The organism is Streptodolium elevatio, assembly GCF_053592165.1.
In genome coordinates this window covers 76,181-98,558 of record NZ_JBSFVE010000002.1, presented here as the reverse complement: position 1 = coordinate 98,558, position 22,378 = coordinate 76,181, and the positions used below count along the sequence as shown (strand labels likewise).

The following is a 22,378-nucleotide window of genomic DNA, read 5'->3' as shown; positions in this document are numbered from 1 at the left end:
GTCCTCCGGCGCGGGTAGCGTCGCTCGGACCTCGCCCAACCCGTTCGGCGGCGGCGAGCGTCCAGTCGGCTATGTGGAGAGGTCTGATCGCGTGAGCACTCGTGCGTCCGGGGATTTCGTGGACTGGATCCGCCGGGAACACCCTGGTGATGCTGCGCGGTTGCTGCGCCTGCTACCGGGACTGCCGCAGGACCTCAAAACAGCCCGCAACCGTGCCTGGTCCCAGCCGAAGAAGGCGCTCGGCATCTACCAGGGCATCGCCGCGGAGCTGACCCGCTCAGCCCCGCACGTGCTGCCCGGCTTCCACGAGCACGCGGCACGCGCGTTCCTGTCCACCCGGCACCAGGCGTTCGCGTCGCAGATGCTCGCTGCCGCCCGGCAGGCCGAGGCCGAGCACGGCCTTGCGGTGGACGACGACCACGTCGACGAGATCTTCCTCGAATTCGTGGTCGCCGACGCGCTGCCCGCCAAGGCCGTCGCGGAGTACTCCAAGGACCTGTTGACCCGTATGCCGGCCGACGAGGCTTTCACGCGGTTCACCCGCCTGTGCGTCCGCCGCACCGGGGCGGGGTTGCCGCCGTCCGTCCAAATGGCCTCGGCAGTACGCAAGTTGGCGCGCGAGGCGGGTGACAAGGACCGGCGCGAACAGGCATATCTGGCGGAGATACTTCGCCTGCCCGTCGTCGTCCGGGCCCCCGCCGGGTGGTGGCACGCACACCGGGCCGCCGTGGTCGCCGTGGCCCGCCGTGAGCCGGCCGTCCGGGGCCGGCTGCTGGATGTCGCACCGAAGTGGCACCAGCACGACATGACGTTCGACCAGGCCCGAGCGCTCTGCCGCGTGTGGATCGCCCTCCTGGAAGACTGCGGCGCCACCGCCGGGCTCGGCGACGGCGTCGGCGTCACCGACGAGGAACGCCCGTCGGACGGCACCACCGGGTGGCTCACCCGCATCCTGGAGGGCTGGATTCCCGGCGGTGAGGACCCCCGCATGCCCGGACTGCACGCGCTGCTGCCCCGGATCGCCGAGCGGATCACCGGCGAACTCGCCGCGAGCGGAGGGGCGTTCGAGATGACGTGGTCCCTGGCGTCGGACGTCGACCTGGTCGACCTCATGTTGTCGCTCGGCATCCCGATGACCGATCCCCGCCCCGGCGGGCACCGGCTCGAACTCGACCGGTGGGCCCGTACCGACGACCGGCGAGACCTGCGCGCCCTCGCCGCGGCGCCCGGCCTCGCCCGGGCGTTCCGCAACGGCGCGAGCGGCTGGTACGACCAGAGCGAGCACCCGAGGACCGCGCGCGCCTTGGCCGCGACCCCGGGTGGCCGGGTGCTGCTGGCCGACTGGATATGCGACCTGTCCCGTGCGTCCGCTCCGGCGGGCCTGCCGAACCTCCCGTCGGCGCAGAGCAGTCTCGCGTGGCTGCCACCCGACATCGCGGCCCTCGCCTCGGATGCGGTCGTCGAGGCGACGAAGGCCGATCTGGCCCCGGAGTTGGCCCGAACACTGCGGGCCGGACTCACCGACGAGTTGTGCTGGCCGGAGTTCGAGGAGATCACGGCAGGCGGCGCGACGGGGCGGCCGTACGTGGCCGAGGCCTGGCCCTACCTTGTGGTGGCGAGGGACACCGAGGTGAGGGTGCTCGGCCCCGGAGGCGTGGTGCTGCGGCACACGTCGCGCGCCCCTTCCACGGGGGCCTCCCGTCCCGAATTCCACTATGTGGACGGCGCGTTGCTCGTCTACTGGAGGGAGTACGGGGCGGGGTACCGCGGCTACTGGTACCGGCCGGACGAGGCGCCCGACGGCCCGGCCGAGCCCGTGGCACTGTTCGGCCTCGACCCCGAGGAGTACCGGCGCAGCGGCGAGGTCTCCCTGCCGCTGCCCGGCGGCGGTCGCTTCACCGGCCGCGGAGTCCTCCGCGCGGGCGACGCGGACATCCCCGATGAATCCCCGACCAGCGGCGACGGAACCCGATTCTGGGCCTGGGACGAGAAGGCGTCCGCCTGGTTCCGGCACGACCCCGGGACCGGAGCGCAGGATGAGCGCGACCTGCCCGGCCTCATGGCCGCCGGAGCTGCCGAGACCGGCCTCGACGCCCTCGACGGCCGCCACAGCTGGGTACGGCCCGCCCCGATCGCCGAACCGGCGCCGGTCGCCGTCCCCGTCGACGGGCTGCTCGGCTGGCACGTCACCACACAGCCCGACGGAACCCTGCGCGGCAAGGACCTCGCGGGCCGCGCCGTGACAGTGCCGGGCGACGTGGCTTCCCGCCCGTTCCCCGCCCATCCCTTCGCGGCGCTGACACTCCCCGGCGACGAACGGCCGCGTGCGCTGGTCCGCGACAAGAACGACCGGGTCGACATCGTGGACCCGGAGGGCGTGGTGACGGCCGGCGGCTTCGAGGCGTTCTCGGCCGGCAATCCCGTGCTGCCCCCCACGTCGTTCTGGCACATGATGCGGATCCGCGACCGCGAAGGCTCCCTCGCCCTGCGGACCGTCGACGACGAAACCGCGGCCGCGCTGCTCGCAGCCGCCGGTACGGGAGACGACAGCGACCTGCCCAAGGCCGTCCGTGCCCTGCTCCCTTCGGTCACCGACCCGGTCCTGGTCGCCGGGATCGCGGGAGTGGTCCGATTCGCGGGCGAACGCCGGGCCGTCCTCGACGGCGTCGCCGAGCGCGCCACGGCCCCCGAACCCGGGGACGGGCCGCGGGAAGTGCCGGGTGACCCGAAGACCGACCCGGGAGACGAACTGCTCCGCTGCGCACTCGACGGGATCGGACTGACACCGCGTGCCATCGGCACCGCACCCGACCCGGCGTCGGCGGCCCGCCATCAGGGCCGGAGTCGGGCCTTCCGGCAACTCCGAGAACTTCATGCCCGGTTCGCCGCCCGGCGATCGGCGGCCGACGATGCCGCGGACGACGCCGGGCGGCTGCACTTCGGCACGAAGGACGTGCCCCGTACCGACATTGCCGTCGACGATCTCGTCCTGCGTGCCTCGGCGGTCGCGGTCAAGGCCGCATCGCCGGTCACCCCGCCCGCGGAACAGGAAGCCCTACGGGCGCTGCTCACGCTCCTCGACGCCTTTCGGATGGACGCCGAGAATCCGGCGAGCTGGCGCCGTGTCCGGATGCACGCCGACCAGGAGACCCTGAGGCACGCGGGATGGCACGGCGACAGGTACTACGACGACGGGGCGCGAGGAGTGCTGGGGCTCGGCGGAGGCGCGTTCGCGTTCGTCAACGACGCCTACGTCCCGCTCTACACCCCGGACCGCAAGACGTACGGCATGGACTTCACGGCGTTGGTCCGCGACCCCGCCGGCCGTTTCGAACTGCCTGGCGGATACACCGTCACCGATACGGCACCGATCGACACGGCGTGGTTCGCCGGGCTCGGGCAGTTCCTGGAGACGTGGGGCCGACAAGGCCAGGTGCCGTGGGACCCGTCGGCCGCCGACGTGTTCGCCGAAGCCACCGGAGTGGGCCAGGCCATGGCCCGCCTGATCGTGGCCGGCCTGCCGGAACTGTCGAGCCCCGCCTTCCCGTCCGCCGAACTCCGGGCCGTGCTCGGCCTGAAGGCATCCGAGGCCGGAGCCGCCCGCGGCGAGATCCGGCGCCTGGCCGACCCGGACGTGCGCGGCGAGCTGGTCGCCGCGCTGCTGCCCGCAGACCCGGCACGGCTGTGGACCGACGGCGTGGACGCGGCAGCCGCGGCCGCCGTCTGGAACTCCCGGGTCGGCCGCCTGCGGCCGGTGCCCGACGCCCTCCTGGTCGACGCGGTCGGCGCGCTGCCCGACCTGTGGTGGTCGAGGTCCACCGGCCGGTACGCCTCCATCCACGACGTGGACACGACCCGCGGGCCCTCCGGCGCGCTGCGTGCCGCGGTCGATCCCGATGCCAGTCCCGCCCTGACCCGGGACCACACCTGGACCCTCGACGAGGGCCGCCTTCGCTCCTCCGACGCCACGGAGTGGGCGTTCCACGGCGGGATCCTGGTCGCGACCGTGGCGACAGTGCAGTGGCTGGCCCACCGGCTCCCGGCCGGCGACCCGCTGCGCGCCACACTGCCGGCCACGCTGCGCCGGTTGCGCGAACGTCTGGCCGCCCCCGGAACTTTGGTCGACCTGAACGTCAACGCGCACTTCGGCGCCTTCCGCAAAGCCGCCGGGGAGCCTGCCGACACCGGGGCCGAATGGGAGCGCTACGGGGCCTTGGTGGTGCCGTGCCGGCTGGACTGGGATGCGCACCCGAACATCGTCGCGTCGCCGATCGTACGCACGGACCTGCTGGACGGGGCCGGAAGCGACCCGTACGTCGAGCTGGCCCTCGCCACCGTTCCGAGACTCGACCGGTCGTTGCGGCACCTGACCGCCCTGGCCCGCGTCTTCGACCCGGCCTTCGCCGCCCTGCTCGGCGACCCGGGGGAACCGGTCGTCGGCAGCCGTGACCGCGACGGAACGTGGTGGCCGCAAGACCCGTCGCGATCGGTCCCGGACCTGGTGACCGAAGTCGCCGGTGAACTGGACATCACCGAGGACGCCGCCACGCTCTACCTCGTGCTCCTCGCCATGCCCGACCCGACCGACCGCAACACCGCCCTGTGGACCGGCTGGAAGCCCGCCCGGGCCAAAGCCGCCCGCACCGCGCTCGCGACCAGCAGCCGGGTGGTCGAGGCCCGCCGGGCCCGCGCCGGGCGCTCGTTGTTCCTGCCGGGGGAGTGGGTGACCGCCAAGGCACCTCATCTACCGCTGGAAGCTTGGAAGTTCCCGCTGTACGGCCTGACCGGGCTGACGCTGCCCGCAGTCGGTGCGGTCGTCCCCGCCGAACCCGCCGCCGACCTCTACCGCCGTGCCTGGCACCGCCTCCAATCCGCCGACGCCTCACAGCCCATCCCCCTGTAACCCAACCAACCCCCACCCCGGAATCCGCCCCTGTAGCACCCGCGTTCCGCGCCCGCGGTTCGGTGCCCGCCCGTGTCGGCGTGGTGGCATGAGTGATTGTGCTGCCGCGCCGGTGCGGCTCGGCTGTGTGGCGGGGTCGCGGGGTGTCAGGCCACGTATTCCGGCTCGGGGTGGGTGGGGTTGAATGCCTCGGTGAAGGCGTCGGGGACTTCGACGTGGTCGAGGCCGGGGAATCTGGCGATGTTGTGCGGCACGACGAAGCCCTGACGGGTACGGGCCGCGGGGCCGGTCTTGATGACGTTGGCCTGGGCGATGTCGTGCCAGCGGGTGACGAATTCGCCCGGGGACCAGGTGGCGATGGTCGCGGCCGGAGTGCCGAGGATTTCGGACCACAGGGCCAGCCGGAACGCGCGTACTCCGGCCGGGTCGTACCAGGCGATGTTGGCCTCGGTGTCGACGCGGAAGCTGCGCGGGTTCGTGTTGGCGGAGCCGACGGTGGCCCATTCGTCGTCCACGATCATCGCCTTGCTGTGCATGTAGATCTGTCGGCTGCCGGCGCTGTCGGTGATGTGCTTGGTGGCCGCGGCGGTGCGGGCCACCATCGAGTGGATGCCGATGTCGGCGCCGAACGCGTCGATCAGTGCGGAAAGTGTCTGGTGCTGGAGGAACAGACCGTGCTCGGTCACCGGGTCGAGTGTCCCGGCCACTTCCTCCGGGGCGACGGGAAGCATGATGATCAGCTTGAGCTCGGGCCGGTCGCCGCGGCGGTCGATCAGCCACTCGGCCAGATCGGTGGACCGGACGTATTGGTTCTCCACGTATACAAAGTGGTTGGCGTGCGCGATCGCGGCCTCGTAGCCCTCCTGGATGTCCTCCCGGATGTTGGCGGGCACCGGGAAGGCGACGCTGTTCGTGGAGAGGGTGCGCCACAACTGGGCGGTGGCCGGGCCGGTGCCGGATGGGACGGGGGTCGAGGGGACGGGAACCGAGGGGGCCACGGTCTTGCCCGGTGCGCCCAGCCCCGCCGGCCCCGGAATGGCGACGAACGTGTTGAACAGCGGGGCCTCGGTGTTCCACCGTCCGAGGAAGTTGCGGTCGAGGTCGGCCGCGACCGGGCCGTCCACCTTGACGTGGATGTCGTGCCACAGCCGCTTGTTGTGGGCGGGGGTGTCCACGCGGCCGGTGTTCACGTCCAACCCGCCGCAGAAGCCCGTGACCCGGTCCACCACACACAGCTTCTGGTGGTGCGAGGCCGGGTACATCTGCCACGGCGCGTCGGCCCGGAGAACCCAGCGGTCACGGGTCGGGGCGACCTCCAGGTACGGCCAGAGCCGGGGCATCGTGGCCACCCGGGTGCGGGCTGCGGACCAGCCGCCCTTGTTGAGTTTGGGCAGCAGGGCCCTGGCCCTGGTAGCCAGCAAGGGCGCCAGCGCCTCGACGCGCGCGTCGTGCATGGTCACGACCGTCTCCAGATTGCCTTTGCCCCAGCGGGCGTTCAGGGCATTGAGCTGACGGCAGGCGTTCCAGTTGTTCTCGTGATTCGCGTTGCCCAGCACTCCGTCGAAGTCGTTGAGCAGGATGCGGGTCTGGACGCCCAATCCGGCCATGGTGGCCAGTAGTTCGCCCCAGGTGCCGACCTTGCGTCGCACCCCCCGCTTGGCCAGCTTGGCGTTGACGTCGCCAAGGGCTTGAAGCGGGGTCTTGGGATTGAAGATCCACAGCGACAGGTGGACGGTCGTGGTGGCCTCGGCAATGGCGCGTTCCATCGCCTGGAAGGTGGCCACACCGTCGACAATCGGTCGGACCGTGGTCCCCCCGCGCTTCTCGGCGCGGAACTCGCGGTCGTCACCGGTGTCGGTCGATGACAGGAAGAAGTCGTCAAGACGTGCCATCAGTCCCCCTGCTGACAGTACGAGTTCTCTGCGGTTCCGCTTGTGAACACGGCGGTTGTCACGAGAGTATGACCGACGCGGAGGCGGTGGGGGCCCTTTCCGCGTACCACCCTCGTTCGACATCTCCGGGGGGAGAGCGATGTTCGGAACGTGTGGATCGGCTCAGGGGGCCGGCGCCGGAGGCGCAGCCTCCTCAGGGGCCGGACGATCGTCGGTCGATGAACTTGCGCCGCACCGCAGGTCGGCGGGTACGAAGGTGCCCGCAACAGGTGAGGAACGGCGGCCACGCGCCCGGCAGTTCAACGCCCCGCAGGGTTGGTGCCCGGGACCGGCGCCCACCCGCCGCTCCGATCGGTGAACACCGACGACTTCGAGACCTCCGGACGTTGCTTCCAGGTGCGTTGAGCGGGTTTGCCCGCTCCCGACCGGGGCCGCCCCCGGCCGCCGGAAGAGCACGAGCCCGGACATGCCACCTTCCCAATGCCCTGAACCACGCCGCGCGGCCCGCGAAGCGGGACGTTCGACGGCCCGACGGATGCACGGCTTCACCGCTTGACGGCTCGACGGACCTTGACCATCGCCCCAGGGGAGAACGCACATGGGGGTACGGACGTTCGCGGAGGACCTGCTCGGGGCGGTGCTGGACACCCTCTCGCCGCTGACCGCCGCCGCCACCGACGAGGCGGCCTTGCGTCTTCTGCTTTTCGACCTCGGTTGGGTTCCGCCCGAAGGGCCCCTCGCCGCCGACTCGTTGGGACCGATCCGCGCGGTCGGCGAGCAGCTCGCCGAAGCCGCCGAAGCACTCGGGGAGTTCCTCGCCGACGGCGGCGACTGGGCGGCGCTGGTCCAACAGGTCGGCGACGTGGTCGCGGCCGTGAAAGGGCTGAGCGCCACGGACGGTACGGGGCTGCCCGCGCCGTTGAACGAGCCGGGGCTGTGGGCATCGCTCGCCGCCGAACTGCCCGGCTACCTCCTCACCGATCAGCTCCGCCGGGAGAAGCCGGCCCTGTTCGCGCTGCTGCTGCTCACCGGGGTGATCAGCCGGGAGCCGGTACAGCCGAGCCCGTACCGGATCCCGGGGGTCCAGGCCACCGAGGTGCACTGGGACCGCCTCGTCCTGCTGGTCGGCGACCCGCAGGAACTGGCGCACCGCGTCTACGGCTGGGGCGGGGAGCTGAACGCGTACAAGCTGCTGCGCGCGGTTCAGGACGTGGCGGCGGCCTTTGGCCTTCCCGCGGTCCGTGCCGTCCCCGAACTTGCCTTGTACGAGAAGTACTTCGGCCCGCCGCCGAGCCCGATGCCGACCCCGCCGCCCTTGGTGCTGCGGATGCCGCTGGCCGCCGTCGAGGCCCACGACGGCGACGCGGCCGCCTACGCCGAGGCCGGTCTCATACTGCTCCCCGTCCCGCCCGAGCCCGGCACCGCCCCGAACGGCCTGCTGCTGGGCCCGTACGCGGCGGGCGCGGCCCGAGCCGTGTTCGAGCCGAGCGCGACCATCCGGGTCGAACTGACCGCCGAGGCGGACGCCTCCGGTGCGATCGGAGTGCTGCTGCGACCCGGCTCCCTGGCACCGCACGCCGACGGGACGGCTGTCTCGGGCGAGTTCACGGTGGCCGTGGAGCACCGGCCCGCCCAGCCGCTCACCGTGCTCGGTGATCCGGCGACCGCGGGAGTGACCCTCGGGGGCTCCCGGGCGTGGCTCGCCGTGCAGACCGAGGGCGCCGAGGTGCGGGAGGTCGCCGTCGGTGTCGAAGTCCGTGCGCTGCGCGTCGTGTTGGACCCGGCGACGCTGGACGGGCTGCTCTCCTCCGTCACCGGCGGCCGGATCGTCGAGGTCGAGACCGACCTCGAACTGGTCTGGTCGAGCCGGACCGGGCTGACGCTGCGCGGCTCCGGGCGGATGGAGCGGACCTTCCCGCTGCACCTGGAGCTGGGCCCGGTCCGGGTCGGCGACCTGACCGTACGCGGCGCGGCGGACGGCGACGGTCTGCGGCTGGCGGCCACCGTCGACCTGACCGCCGCCCTCGGACCCGTGAGCGCCACCGTCCAGCAGGTCGGCATCGCCCTGGCGCTCCACCACACTCCCGACGACGGCCTGCTGTTCGGACTGGACGCCGGATTCGACCTGGTCCCGCCGCTCGGCGCCGGGCTGGCCGTCTCCGCCGGGCCGGTGAACGGCGGCGGGCACCTCTACCTGGACCGCGACAAGGGCCGGTACGCCGGGGTCTTCCAACTCGGCCTGGGCGGCGTGGCCGCGCTGTCGTCCTGGCGGCTGCAGGGTGTGGCGATCCTCGACACCAAGGCGGTCGGCGGAGGTCCGGCGGCGGACCCCGCCGACGAGGGCTTCTTCTCCCTGCTGGTCGTCGCCTCGTACGAGTGGTCGCCGGGCATCGCGCTCGGCTGGGGCATCTTCCTCAACGGTGTCGGGGTGGTGGTCGGCCACAACCGGCGCACCGATGTCGAGGAACTTCGCGGCGCCACCAGGACCGGGGCCCTGGACGCGCTGCTCTTCCCGGCCGACCCGGTCGGCGACGCCCCGGCGGTGATCGGCACCCTGGGGCGACTCCTCCCGCCCGCACCCGGCAGCACCGTGCTCGGCGTGATGGCCCGGGGCGAGATGCTCGGGAAACTGATCACCGCCAAGCTGGCCGTGCTGATCCAACTGCCCACCCCTGTCAGGGTGGTGGTGCTGGGGCAACTGAACGTCGACCTCGAGCAGATCGGGCGGTTGCGCCTGGACGTCGTCGGAGTGCTGGACTTCGACCGGGGCGAATTCTCGCTGGACGGCAGCCTGATCGACTCCAAGCTCCTGGGCCGGACGATCACCGGGGACATGGCGCTGCGGGCGCGCTGGCAGGGAGAGGCCTCGTTCGCGTTGTCGCTCGGCGGGTTCCACCCCGCCTTCCGGCCTCCCGTCGGCTTCCCGGCGCTGCGGCGGCTGACCATCGCGCTGTCCGACAACGGGAATTCCCGGATCAGCGCGTACCTCGCGATCACCAGCAACAGCGTGCAGTTCGGCGGTTCGATCGACCTGCGCATCACGTTCTGGAAGATCGACATCGAGGGTCATGCCCACCTGGACGCGCTGATGCGCTTCGACCCGCTGTGGTTCACCGCCGAACTGGGCGCGCGGGTCACGGTGAAGGTATTCGGCAAAACCCTGCTCGGGGTCGATCTGCTGGTCGGGGTCAGCGGCCCGCAGCCGTGGGGCTTCTGGGGGCGCGTCAAGCTCAAGCTGCTCTTCCTGGAGGTCGACAAGAGCTTCGACACGCGCAAGCGGGGTGCCGCGGCGCCGCCCGAACTGCCGTTCGTCCGAGCCATCGACCGGCTCCGCGACGCGCTCGCCCTGCCCTCCGCGTGGGAGGCCACGGCCGGCGGCAACGGCGACCTGGCGGTGCTGCGTTCGCCCGAGCTGCCCGGACGACTGGTGCTGCGGCCCGACACCGTGCTGGGCATCCGGCAGAACGTGCTGCCCTTCGGGGTGGAGATCGAACGGCTGGGCGCGGCACGGGTCTCGGGGCCGAACCACTTCCGGATCCTGTCGTTCGGCTACGGCGACGGGCACGCCGGAACGGTCGGCGATCCCGTCCTGGACCGGTTCGCCCCGGGGCAGTTCCACGACCTGGGCCTGGACGAACTGCTCGACCAGCCCGGCTACCGGTGGCAGGAGACGGGACGACGGCTCGGCCTGCCGGGCGGCACCGACCTGCCCGCCGTCGGGCTCACGGTGAGCGCGGCGCTGGACGGTGACGGGGCGTACGACGCCTGGGTCGTCGACCACCCGGACGCACCGGGCAGGCCGCTGCCGGGCACGGCCGCGGCCACCCCGGTGACCGGGTTCGCCGGGAACGGCCCGGCGGCCAACGCCAAGACCAGGGACAGCGGCCCGGCGCGCTTCGGCGGCGCGGGGCTCGGGCTGACCACGACCGGGAGCGGGGGACGCTGAGATGGCCGGGCTGAGGTTTCTGCCCTGGGTGCGCGACGGGGTGGTCCGCGCACTCGCCGACGAGGACCCGCTGAGCGGTGCACTGAGCCGGCAGCGCGGGGAGGTACGGCTCACCGTCGAGGTGGCGGCGAGCGGCGCGGACCCCGAGACGATCAGCGTGGGCACCGACGCGGCGGTGCACGGGCCCGGCGACGTCACCGCGCTGGACCCCCGGCAGGTGATCCGGTGCTTCCCCGAGCCGAACGCGCAGGGCGTGGACGTCTCGCTGTTCGCCGCGGTCGACTTCGACGCGCCCGAACTGCCCTGGCAGTTCACCCCCGCCCGACCGGACGCCCAAGGCAGGTTGCGCCCGTGGCTGGTGCTGGTCGTCGTCCCGGAGAACGCGCCCGGGGTCGAGTTCCGCACCCCGGCCGGGGCACTGCCCCGGCTGACCGCGCCGGTTGCCGAACTGCCCGACCTGGACGAGTCCTGGGCCTGGGCGCACGCCCAACTCCTGCTGGAGCACGACGCCGAGGACCCGGCGGACGTGATCGCCGGGCACCCGGAGCGGACGCTGTCGCGGCTGGTCTGCCCGCGTCGGCTGGAGCCCGGAGTCGGCTACCTGGCGGCAGTGGTGCCCGCGTTCGACGCGGGCTGTCGGGCCGGGCTCGGTCAACCCCCGTTGGAGGGGCGGGTGCTGCGACCGGCCTGGGGGACACCTTCGTCCCCGGACGCGTTCCGGGACTCGGGATCGGGATCGGGTGCGGAGTCCGAATCGGGATCGAAGTCCGAATCGGCCTCGGGAACGGGTTCGGGGTCGGGATCGGAGTCCGAATCGCAGTCTGGATCCGAGTCCGAGTCCGGGTCCGAGTCGGTGACGCTGCCGGTGCTCCACCACTGGCGGTTCGCCACCGGCGTGGGCGGCGACTTCGAGTCGCTGGTCCGCCGGCTCCGGGGCCGTCCCCTGCCGGAGTCCGTCGGGCTGCGCCGCGTCGACCTGAACACCGCCGGAAGCGGGCTGCCGGTCGGCGAACCCGGCGTGGACGGCGTCTCGGTGCTCGGCTTCGAAGGGGCGGTGGGCTCCCCGGCGATGCGGCGGACCGAGTGGGCCGCCGACCCGCAGGCCTCCTGGCAGGCCGTCATGGAAACCCTGCTGAGCAATCACGACGCGTGGCTGACACCGCCGGTGTACGGAATCGGGCACGCCCAGGAGGTACGGCTGCCCGAGGCCGGCGCGCCGCCGCAGTGGCTGCGCGAACTCAACCTCGACCCCCGCTACCGGGCCGCGGCCGCGCTGGGTGCCGCCGTGGTGCAGCGGCATCAGGAGGACATGGCCGCCGCGGCCTGGCAGCGGGCCGCCGAACTGGTGGACATCAACGCGCAATTGATGCAGGGGCAGCTGGCCCGGGACGCGGCGGCCGAGCTGTACGGCAAGCGGATCGACCCGGCGCGTCCGGGCCGTGCGTTCTCCGACGGGGAACTGTTCGCATTGACCCGGCCCGTGCACGAGGACGGATCGACTGCGGATGCGGACCTGAACGGCAACGCCGGGGTGGCGGCGACCACTTCGTCCTCGCTGCGCCGCCTCACCCGCCCCCGCGGGCCGCTTGCCCGCCGCCTGGACGCACCGCCCACCGCCGACCCGACCGCCTGGCTGGCCGAGGGCCGCAGCGCGATCCCGGCCGCCACCCTCCCCGACGGCGGGATGGGGTTCGGTGACGTCTCCAGGGAACCGCTGGACAACTACGGGCCCGACCGTCTCGGCAACCCGCCCGCGGCGTGGTCCTCGGTCGCAGTGACAACGGCGCGACCCGAGACGGAACTTGGCAACGCCGGGCCCGCGGCGGAGCTCGACGGCGACGGCGCCGCACCGGAGTCCGACACCGCACAGCCGGAGGTAGGACCGCATCCCTCCGCGCCGCCCAATGCCCTCGCCGGCGTCGCAGCCGACGAACCGATGACCGCGGTCGGCAGTTCCGGCGGAGACCTGCTCGACAACGACCGGTTCTTCCTCAGGTCCCAGGACGGACGGCTGTTCGAGCGGAGGCGGCTGGCCGGGACCTGGACGTGGCGGGACCACGGCCGGCCGAACGCGACGAGCCCGGTGATCACCTCGGCCACCGCGGTGCCGCCCGACCGCGTGTACGTCCGAACCGGCAACAATCTTCTGTGGGAGCGAGGTTGGGACGGCGACCGCTGGCGGTGGGTGGGCTGCGGAGCGCCGCCCGGTGGGCTGGCGAGCCGCCCGGTCGCCGCGGGGGGCAGCGTCTTCGTGCTCGGCGGTGACGGCGGGCTGCACGTCTTCGAAACCGCCACTCACATCTGGCGTGCCCTCGGCAAGCCGGGCGAACTCGCCCCGTACGAGAAGCTGTTCGCCACGCCGCGGCCCATCGATGCCACATCCGTCCGGGTCGCGACCAGCCAGAACCGCCTGTTCGTGTGCAGTCGCCCCGACCCCTACGGCGCCCCGGTATGGTTCCCCGCCAACTTCACGCAGGTGCTGACGGGTTCGCCCAGCGCGGTGCACCGTCTGAACCGGTTCTTCTACCTGACCCCGGGCGGCAACCTGGGGCGGCAGGCAGGCGACGCGTGGGTCGACCACGGCCGCCCGCTGCCGGACCACCGCGTGGTCTCGGTCGGCATGGACAGCGTGGAGGTGTTCCAGGACGGCTCCCCGGGCGTGAACGTGCTGGTCTCCACACCGACCGGGCAACTGGAGGTGGCCTCCCTCGGCGAGTGGGACGAGGACCTGCCGGACGGGCGGTCCAGGGTGCGCTGGAGCTGGAGCCAGACCCGCTGGCAGCACCCGGCCGGGCTGGCCCCGCGCCGGATCGGCCCGGTCATCGGGGACAGCCACACCGGCGAGGAGACCTTCATGGTCACCGCCGACGGACGCCTCACGTGCCGGGTCGGCACCGACTGGCAGGACCATGGCGTGCCGCTGGACCCGCGCGGCAGCGGCCCGATGGAGTCCGCCGCGGTCGCGCGCCCCGAACTGCTGCCGGGTACCGGCCTGTTCTCCTCGTTCCTGACCGCACACCTGCTGGGCCAGAGCAACCCGGACCGCAGTCGGCTGTGGATCGGCTCGGCGCACGACCCGGATCTGGAGGGCCGGCCGGACTCGCTCTCGCCGCCGCGCGAGGCACTGGCCCTGGACTTCCGGGCCCGCGCGCTGGGCGTGGCCGTCGGGCACGTCACCGGCGGGCTGCGTCCGGACCTGGTCGTCCTGACCATCCGTCAGCCCACGGCCGGCGCACCGTGCGTGGCCGAGTACCGGATCGGCCGGGCTCTGGACGAGGAGGGTGTGCCGACCGGCGGCTGGCTCGGTCCGTTCCGGCTGCCGGACCCGCTGCATCCGTACGCGCGCGGCGCCGATCTGACCCTGGCCGACCTGGACGGGGACGGCCGGCTGGAGCTTGTCCTCGCGTACGGCGTCTCGGGTCCGGACCGGGACCGCAACCGGGTGTACTACCGGATCGGTTGGGGACTGGACGCCGACGGGCAGGCCGCCCGGGGCTGGACGGATTCCGTCCCGACGCCGTGGACCTTCTCCGCGATCGACGGCGTCGGCGTCGACGTGGTCGCCATGGGTGCTGAACAGACTCCGCACCTGGTGGTGCTCGCGGACGGACAGGACGGCGCCGCCCGGGTCTGCCGGTACGGCGTAGGCCGCGGCGTCAACCGGCGCGGCCAGGTCGTCGGTGGCTGGCACGGCCCGTTCACGGTGGCGGACGGGTCGGCCGGGCCGAGCGCCGCGACCGGCATGGCGGTCACCGACCTGACCGGTACGAGCGCCCCCGATCTGGTCGTCTACCGGATCACCGGGAGTGCCGCCGCCGGCCATACCGGGACCTTCCGGATCGGCTTCGACCTGGACGCCGGCACCGGGGTCGCACGATGGAGCGACCCGTACGAGCCGCATCGAATACCGCCGGGCGCCGAGGTGTCGGGCGCCGGCCTCGCGGTGGCCGAACTGCGCGCCGCGCTGGCCGAGTTGCGGGCGAAGACCGCTGCCAACTTCGCCGCGGCCGCGGCTCCGCACCAGGCGCACCTGTTGTCGGTGCTCGGATCGTCCCAGGACGACAGCCAGAACGAGGTGCAACTCGGTTCGGCGGCCGAGCGGATCCGGGCCCGGCTGGACCCGGAACAGACCATCCCGGCACGGGTGTTGGAATCGATCGAGGTCGGCGGCCGTCCGCTTGCCGGTGCACTGGCGCTCGGCGCCGACAGCAGGCCGAGCGCGACAGGCAGCGCGAGCACGACAGGCAGCGCGAGCACGGCGAGCACGGCAAGCACGCCAGGTGAGGCAATCAGGGCAAGCGCGGCAGGATCGGCAGGCAGGGACAGCGGGGACAGCCTGCGGCGCCTGCTCGCCGGGCTGACCTTCGACGTGCCGGCGTACGAACTGCTCCGCGGGCTCGCCCAGGAGCACGTCGCGCCCGGCCTGCCCGCCGTCGCACCCGAGACCATGACGGCGCTGGCCGCCAACGCCAGGTTCATCGAGGCGTTCATGGTCGGGCTCAACCACGAAACGAGCCGGGAGCTGCTGTGGCGGGAGTTCCCCGCCGACCCGAGGCAGACGTGGTTCCGGCAGTTCTGGGACGTGCGCAACGCACGTTCGGCGGACCGCCCGCTCACCGACCTGCCGCCGTTCTCCGACGACGTGTGGCGCAGCGGCTCCCTCGGCAGCCACTTGACCTCGGTCGGCGCGCCCGGAGAGGACGCGCTGATCCTGGTGGTGCGCGGTGAGGTGCTGCGGCGCTACCCCTCCACCGTGGTGACGATGCGTCAGGCCGCCTGGACCAGCGAGACCGGCCGCGACCCGGTCGGCCAGGACCTGCCTCCGATATTCAGCGGCTGGCTCTCCCCGGACCTCCTCCTGTTCGGCTTCCCGCTCACCGCCGCGGTGGCCCGCGGCGCGACCAGCCGGACCGCCGGAGACGCGGGCCGCTTCTTCGTGCTCCGCGAGCAGCCCACCGCGCCCCGGTTCGGCCTCGATCTCCCGCCCGAGGACTGGACGTCCGAACCGTTCGAGGGCACGCACTGGGACCAACTGCACTGGGGGCACCTCCCCGACGGGGCGCGCTTCCTGTCCCCGTACGCACCGGGACTGGGCCGCAACCCCGACGGAAGCCCGGCGGGGCGGAGGCTCGACGGCGCCGAGTACGGCCGCAACGCCGCCGACATGGCCCGTGTCGCGCTCCAGCGCCCCGTCCTGATCGCCCGTCACGCGAGTGACGTGCTGCCCGCCGTGGAGGCCACCCGATGACCGGCACACCGTTGTCCGAGGCGGTGCCCAAGACCGCCTGGGGACTGTCCACCTGGTACCCGGTGGCGCTGCTCCCGGTGCGGCTGGAGACCCGGTTCTTCGGTACCGAGCTGCGGGTGCGGATCTACCCCGACCAGATCCACGTGGACTCCCACGAACCGGAACTGACCGTCGAGGAACGGGAGTCCGGGCGCCGCTACTGGGAGCGGACCGGGCCGTCCGAACCGGAACCGGGTCCGGAGCAGGACCGGGAGGGGTGCGAGGCGGCTTGGGAGGACCTGGTCCGGGAGTACGGCGCCGCCAGAGCCGGGTGGATCGCCCGGGTGATGGAGCCCGAGTTCCCCGGCGGCCCGTACCCTGAGCCGCTGGAGCGGCCGGGCCGGTGGAGCAGGGCGCCGGTCGCCCGCGCGCTGCCGACCCGTTGGCACGCGGTCGCCCGCACCCGCAGCGGGCAGATGTTGTACGGCAGTTCCGCTCCGGTGGCGGCCGCCCCCGCCTTGGGCCCGGACCCGCGGTCGACGGAACCGCCGCCGCCGGAGGACGGTGCCCCGGTCCAACTCGGCATGCGCTGGCTGACCGACTTCGATGCCGCGCTGACGGCGGGGATGGCACTCACCCTGACCGTCCCCCCGGCCGATCCGGACCGGCCCACCGTCCCGGAGGAAGTGGAACTGCTGGTGGTCGTCGGCGTGGACGAGACCGCCCAGCCACAGGCCACCGCGACCCGGCTGGCCGAACTGCTGGAGGCGCACGCGGCCACCGACGGCCTGGGCTTCCTGCCGCCCGACACCCCGACCAACAACACCGAGACCGTCTCTTCCGGCCACGACCCGAACTCCCGGGCCACGATCCTGGCGGCCCGAGTGACCGACGGGCAGGGCACGCCCGCCGAGGACGCCGAGACGGCGGCCGCGCTGACCGCCTCCGCGTTCGGCCTGCCGCTGGGCCATCGGCCGGGCGACGCGCTGGCCGCGGTGCGCCGCCGCCCCGTCCGGGCCGGGGCGCCCACCGCGCTCGGCCGGGCCGCGCACGGCGAGTCCGCCGACCGCGCGCTGGGCCGCCCGGTCCGCCGCGCGCTGTGGCCGTCCGGCTTCGGCAGGCTGTTCCGGCACATGCTGCCCCTCGACCGGCTCCCGCACCCGGACGCCCTCGCCGAGCACTTCGTGCGGTACGTGCACCCCGAGGGGCCGCTGCCGACGCTGCGGATCGGCGCGCAGCCGTACGGCCTGCTGCCGGTCACCGCGCTGCGCGGCCGACAGAGCACGGGCCCCGACGAGGCCCGGGCGGTACAGGTGCTCACCGGGCTGACCGAGGTGTGGCTGCGTTCGCCGGTCCCCCGGATACGCCCCGGCAGCGGGGAGCCGGACCGGCTGATGCTGGAGATCCTGGCCACCGACGCCCGCGTCCGCGAGGTGCGGGCCCGCAGCGTGCTCGGCAACGAGTACGTGAGCTGGCTGTGGCGGTTCACCCGCTCCTACCCGGAGGGCGACTGGCGCGCGCGACTGCTGCGCCCCGCGCGGGAGTTGCTGGCCTCACTCGGCCTGGCCGACCCGGAGGACCCCCGGCTGGCCCTGGTCACGTACGCCGACACCTCGTTCAGGCTCGGCACCGCGCTGGTCGGGGACGACCTCTCCTACCTGGCGGCACTCGCGGCGGTCGGGCTGCCCGCCGACCACCCGCCGCCGGAGGGCCCGCGACCGCTGCTGCACCGCCTGCTGCGGGCCTCGCTGATCGCCGAACACGACATCGCCGTCGGGCTGTTGGCTTCCTCGCCCGATGGGCCGCTGCCCGGGGCCGGGTGGCGGCCGGAGGCGGAACTCGTCGACATCTTCCCGGGCCGGACCACCCCCACGCTGCGTCGCCGGCTCGACCTGGCCGTGCCGGTAGCCGGGAAGACCGCCGGGGCGTACGTCGCCGACGCCGGAGCCGACGCCCGGCACAGTCAGGTCACCGCGCGGTTGGCCGAGTTCCGCGCGGTACTCGCCGAATTGCACCACGACTACGTCGCGGCCGAGCCGGAACAGCGCCGCCCCCGCTCCGATTTGGAACGGCACGTCGCCGGGACGCTCGGTCTGTCCGCCCACCGGCTGGACGCCTGGATCACGTCGCTGGCGACCCGTCAGCTGGAGCAGCAGCGCCAGGCGCGCCCGGCCGAGTTGCCCGACGGCGTCCACCTGGGCGGCTACGGGTGGGTGCACGACCTGCGGCCGGACCCGCCGCAGACCTCGGTCGCGCCCCCCGAGGGCGTGCCCGCGGGACAGTTGTACCCCGCGCCCGACCAGCAGGGCCATCTGCATGCGCCCTCGCTCGGGCAGGCCGCAACCGCCTCGGTGCTGCGCGGCGGTTGGCGTTCGCGCGGCGGTGGGGACGACAACCCGCTGGCCGTCGATCTCTCCTCGCGCCGGGTCCGGCTGGCCCAGGAACTGCTGGACGGTGTCCGCGACGGCCAACGGCTGGGCCTGCTGCTCGGCCGCCGCTTCGAGCGCGGACTGCACGAGCACCCGGACCGGATCCTCGACCGGTACCTGCCGCTGTTCCGGCTGCTCGCCCCGGTCCGAGCCCATCGCGTCGACCCCGACGCCACGCCGGTTCCGGTGGTGGAGAGCGAAGCGGTGGCAGACGGCTTGGAGCTGCACCGGCTGCACCGCTCGGGGGACCTGGCCGCCGCGCTGGGCGGGCTGCCCGCGGCCGACCGCACCGCGGTCGAAGAAGTCCTCGCATCGCTGGCCGACGCGGTGGACGCGGTCGGTGACGCGCTGTTGGCCGAAGGCGTCCACCAGTTGACCGTCGGCAACGTCACCCGGGCGGCGGCGGCCGTGAACGCGGCGGCCGGCGCGGACGTCGCCCCCGAACTGCAGTTCGTCCGCACCGAGGACACCGGCATCGCGGTCACCCACCGGGTCCTGCTGCTGGTCAACCACGACAGCCGCTTCGACCGGCTGCGCCAGGACTGGCCCGCGGCCCGGGGGCAGCAACCCCGGCTGATCGGCAGTCCGGCCGCCGACGCGCTGGCCGCCACCCTGCTGCCGCCGTCGAACCGGGTCAGCTGGCGGTTCCGCCGGCATCCGGTGAACGGTGCGCCCGGCCCGTTCCGCCACCGAAGCCTCGACTTCCTCCAAGCCTCGGCGATCGACCACCTGGCCACCCCGCCCCGGCCGCTCGACGTCGCCGACGCCGAACTGGAGCGGCGCATCGCGCTGGTCGAAGGCATCGACGAGCAAACGGAGTTGGACTTCCGGGCCGATCCGGCCTGGGGGCCTGAGCGGGTCTCGGTCGGGGAATTCCTCCAGGCCGCGGGGGCGGTACGCGACCTGCTCGCGCAGGCCCGGCCGGTGGCCGCCGCCGACCTGGACGCGCTGGGCAGCGCCGTACCACCGGACTTCGACCCGTACACCGTCCACCATGCCGATGAGTCCTGGCTGTTGGCCAAGGCGACGGCGGCCGCGCTGGACGGCGGCGAGGAGGCCGCGTTGCGGTCGGCGTTGCGCACCGCGGCCGGATTCGGAGTGCTCGGCGCCGTACCGCCGCCGCCCGGCCCCGGCAGCGCCGAGCAGGTCGCGGAGACGGCGGCTGTCGCCCGGCTGGAGCTGGCCCGGAGACTGGCCGAACACTGTCGACTGGCACGGGAGTTCCGGCAGGGGGTGTGCACCGGGGACGGTGCATGCCGCTGTTCCCAGGGCGACTTCGACGATCCGGCACAACCTGCCGAGCGCCGTCGGCAATTCCAACTGGACCGCCTGCACGCGCTGTTCGGCGCCGATCTGCCGATCCTGCCGCGTGCCTGGGCCCCACGGGCGGCCGAGCTGAGCACCGCGCTGACGGCCGGGCCCGCCTTCCGGGGCGGCGGCCCGCACCCCGCGCTGCGCTGGCTCACCCGGTACGCCCGGGTCCGCCCCGCGCTGGCCCGACTTCAGGAGGTGCTCACGTACGCGGACGCACTCGACTCCGGCGGGGTGGTGAAGCTGCCGCCGACCGTTCGGGTGGCCCAACTCCCGTACACACCGGGCGAAAACTGGGTCGGTGAGAGCCCTCCGCCGACGGACCGGCAGACGCTCTCCCTGGTGGTCGTCGGCTGCGGGGAACTCGACGTCACCAAGCCGGTCTGCGGTGTGGTGGTGGACGAGTGGACCGAGGTGGTCCCCGCCGAACGGCGGCACACCGGGCTGGCGTTCGAGCACGACGCGCCGGCGGCCGCGGCACCCCAGGCGGTGCTGCTCGCGGTCAGCGGGGACGGCACCCCCGCCTGGCGCCCGGACCGGCTCGTACAGACCGTCGAGGAGGCGTACGACCTGGCCCGGGTCCGGGCCGCCGACGTCGACTCGCTCGGCGAGGTGGGGCAGTTCCTGCCCGGGCTGTACTTCCCGGTCGACCTGCACGCGAGGGCGCTGAGCACCGACTTCACGCCCGACGCGGAAGACACGCCGGAGACCGGTGGGAGCACTTCATGACGACGCCGCCTTCCACGGAGCCCGTGACGCAGCCCTCGATCACCACGTGGACCCGGCTGGAGCCGCGTACCAGGACCGCCGACCTCAGCCCGGCGTCGGAGGCCCGCATCGCCGACCCGCTGTGGCTGCTGGCCAGACAGTGGCAGTTCGGCGAGTTCCAGGGCGAGGACGCGGGCTCCCCGATCCTGGCCCGCGTGGACGCCGAGGCCGCGCGGTTCACCCGCTACCGAGGCGGTCCCGACGGCCACCTGTCGATCGCCCTGGAATCCGGCGCGCCCCTGGAGGCCGTGGTCGAACGGGAGCCCGCGGAGCTGGTGGCCGACTTGCGCTGGGCGGCCGAGACCGGCCGGGTTTTCCTGCGGCTGCTCACCGAGCACGGGGCCGGGGCCCTGCGTACGGCGGTGCTGGCGCGCTATCCGCTCCCGACCGCCGCGGGCGGTCCGGCGGACGAGTCGACCGACGGCTACCTGCGGATCGTGTCCGGCCGGGTGCCGCACGGCCGTCCGCTGCTGGACGCCTGCGCGGGCGACCGGCTCGTCGCCGAACTCGACGTACCGGGCGAACTCGTCGAGGCGGTGGAGGGCACGGCCGCCGCGTGGCTGACCTGGCTCGGGGTCCCGCCGCGGCCGCCCGAACCCGACCCCGGCTACTTGCTGCAGCTCCCCGGCGTACTGGAGGCACCGGCGACGGAGCGGCCACCGCGGCTGCCGTGGCCGCCGCCCGAGGCCCTGCCGCCGGTCAGCGTGCCCGGCCTGGAGGGGGCCGCCTGGCAGCGGGACCGGCTCGAGTACAGCTTCGCCGTCGCGGCCGCCCACACCGAGGACGAGGTCGTGCTCAGCGCGACCGAATACGGGGGCGACCGGCTCGACTGGTACCACCTGGACCACGAGCCCGGCCGTACGCTGCACGCCGAGCCGGACGTCGAGCACGTCGTCCGCACCGTACTGCCGACCCCGGTCGGCTATCCCGGGATGCCGTCCACCCGGTTCTGGGAACTCGAGGACGCCGGCGTCAACTTGGGGTCGGTGGCGGCAGGCCGCACCGACCTCGCGCGGATGGTGCTGCTGGAGTACGGCACGGTCTACGCCAACGACCACTTCCTGGTGCCGCTCGACCTGCCGATCGGCTCGGTGACCCGAATCCGTTCGCTCGTGGTGACCGACACCTTCGGCGTACGCACTCTGGTGCCGCCGGCACCGGCCGGGCGGGGATGGTCGCTGTTCCGTCCCTCGCCGCGTACCGGCGCGCCTGTCGACGCCCTGCTGGTGCTGCCGCCCACCGCCGTGGACGCGTTGGCCTCCCCGCCGGTCGAGGAAGTCCGGTTTCTCCGGGACGAGATGGCCAACCTGGGCTGGGCGGTGGAGCGCGTCGTGACCAGCGCGACCGGACGGCCGGTGGATCGCGAGCACTCCGGCGCCGTGGCGCCGGGGCGCGCCGCGCGTCCGGCCGGTACGGGGGTGCCGGAGGCGGGGTACACGCTGGCGAGCGCGGTGCCCGCGCACTGGGTGCCGCTGGTGCCCCGCCCGACCGACGGTCGGCCCGACCAAGTCCGCCTGCACCGAACGCCGTTGCAGGTCGTGGACGCTTCGGGGATGCCGGTCCCGGTGACCGGCCACAGCCGGCTGCTCGACTGGCGGGAGGACCCGCACGCACCGGGACGCCTGGTGGAACTGGCCGTGCCGGAAGAGGAGGTCGGCCGTTCGGGGGTCCGGGTGGTCCGGCAATGGCAGCTGGCCCGCTGGACCGACGGCTCGGTACATCTGTGGCTCGGCCGAACCAAGCGCACCGGCGGCGGCATCGCCACGAGCGGGTTGCGGTTCGACGCCGTCGACACCGCCGGGGCCGCAGAGGCCGTCGACACGACCGTCGCCACGTCCGTCGAGCCCACCGTCGGTATCTCCGACGGCACTTCGGCCGACACCTCACAGGGGGGAAGCTGAG

General features: G+C 73.5%; 6 protein-coding genes. 5 read left to right on the top strand and 1 reads right to left on the bottom strand.

The features are described 5' to 3' along the window. Positions 1-91 precede the first annotated feature (91 nt). Positions 92-4,903, top strand: coding sequence for a DNA-binding protein (locus ACWD12_RS04430; RefSeq protein WP_450098274.1), 4,812 nt, complete (start codon positions 92-94; stop codon positions 4,901-4,903). A 146-nt stretch (positions 4,904-5,049) separates the two neighbouring features. Here the strand turns inward: ACWD12_RS04430 and ACWD12_RS04425 are convergent, their stop codons facing one another. After that, positions 5,050-6,795: a phospholipase D-like domain-containing protein gene (locus tag ACWD12_RS04425; protein WP_450098273.1), complete on the bottom strand. Its 1,746-nt coding sequence runs from the start codon at positions 6,793-6,795 to the stop codon at positions 5,050-5,052. 598 nt (positions 6,796-7,393) lie between these two features. Between ACWD12_RS04425 and ACWD12_RS04420 the strand changes: the two genes are divergently transcribed. The 4 genes from ACWD12_RS04420 to ACWD12_RS04405 are packed head-to-tail and all read left to right on the top strand — an operon-like array spanning position 7,394 to position 22,377. Then, on the top strand, positions 7,394-10,741 hold the full coding sequence (locus tag ACWD12_RS04420) for a DUF6603 domain-containing protein (protein ID WP_450098272.1): 3,348 nt from the start codon (positions 7,394-7,396) through the stop codon (positions 10,739-10,741). A gap of 1 nt (position 10,742) precedes the next feature. Next, positions 10,743-15,989: a hypothetical protein gene (locus ACWD12_RS04415; RefSeq protein WP_450098271.1), complete on the top strand. Its 5,247-nt coding sequence runs from the start codon at positions 10,743-10,745 to the stop codon at positions 15,987-15,989. Beyond that, positions 15,986-20,437 carry a hypothetical protein gene (locus tag ACWD12_RS04410; RefSeq protein WP_450098270.1) on the top strand — a complete coding sequence of 1,484 codons (4,452 nt, stop codon included), beginning with the start codon at positions 15,986-15,988 and terminating at the stop codon, positions 20,435-20,437. The genes ACWD12_RS04415 and ACWD12_RS04410 overlap by 4 nt, the downstream gene beginning before the upstream one ends. Next, on the top strand, positions 20,434-22,377 hold the full coding sequence (locus tag ACWD12_RS04405) for a hypothetical protein (protein ID WP_450098269.1): 1,944 nt from the start codon (positions 20,434-20,436) through the stop codon (positions 22,375-22,377). The genes ACWD12_RS04410 and ACWD12_RS04405 overlap by 4 nt, the downstream gene beginning before the upstream one ends. Position 22,378: the final 1 nt, after the last annotated feature.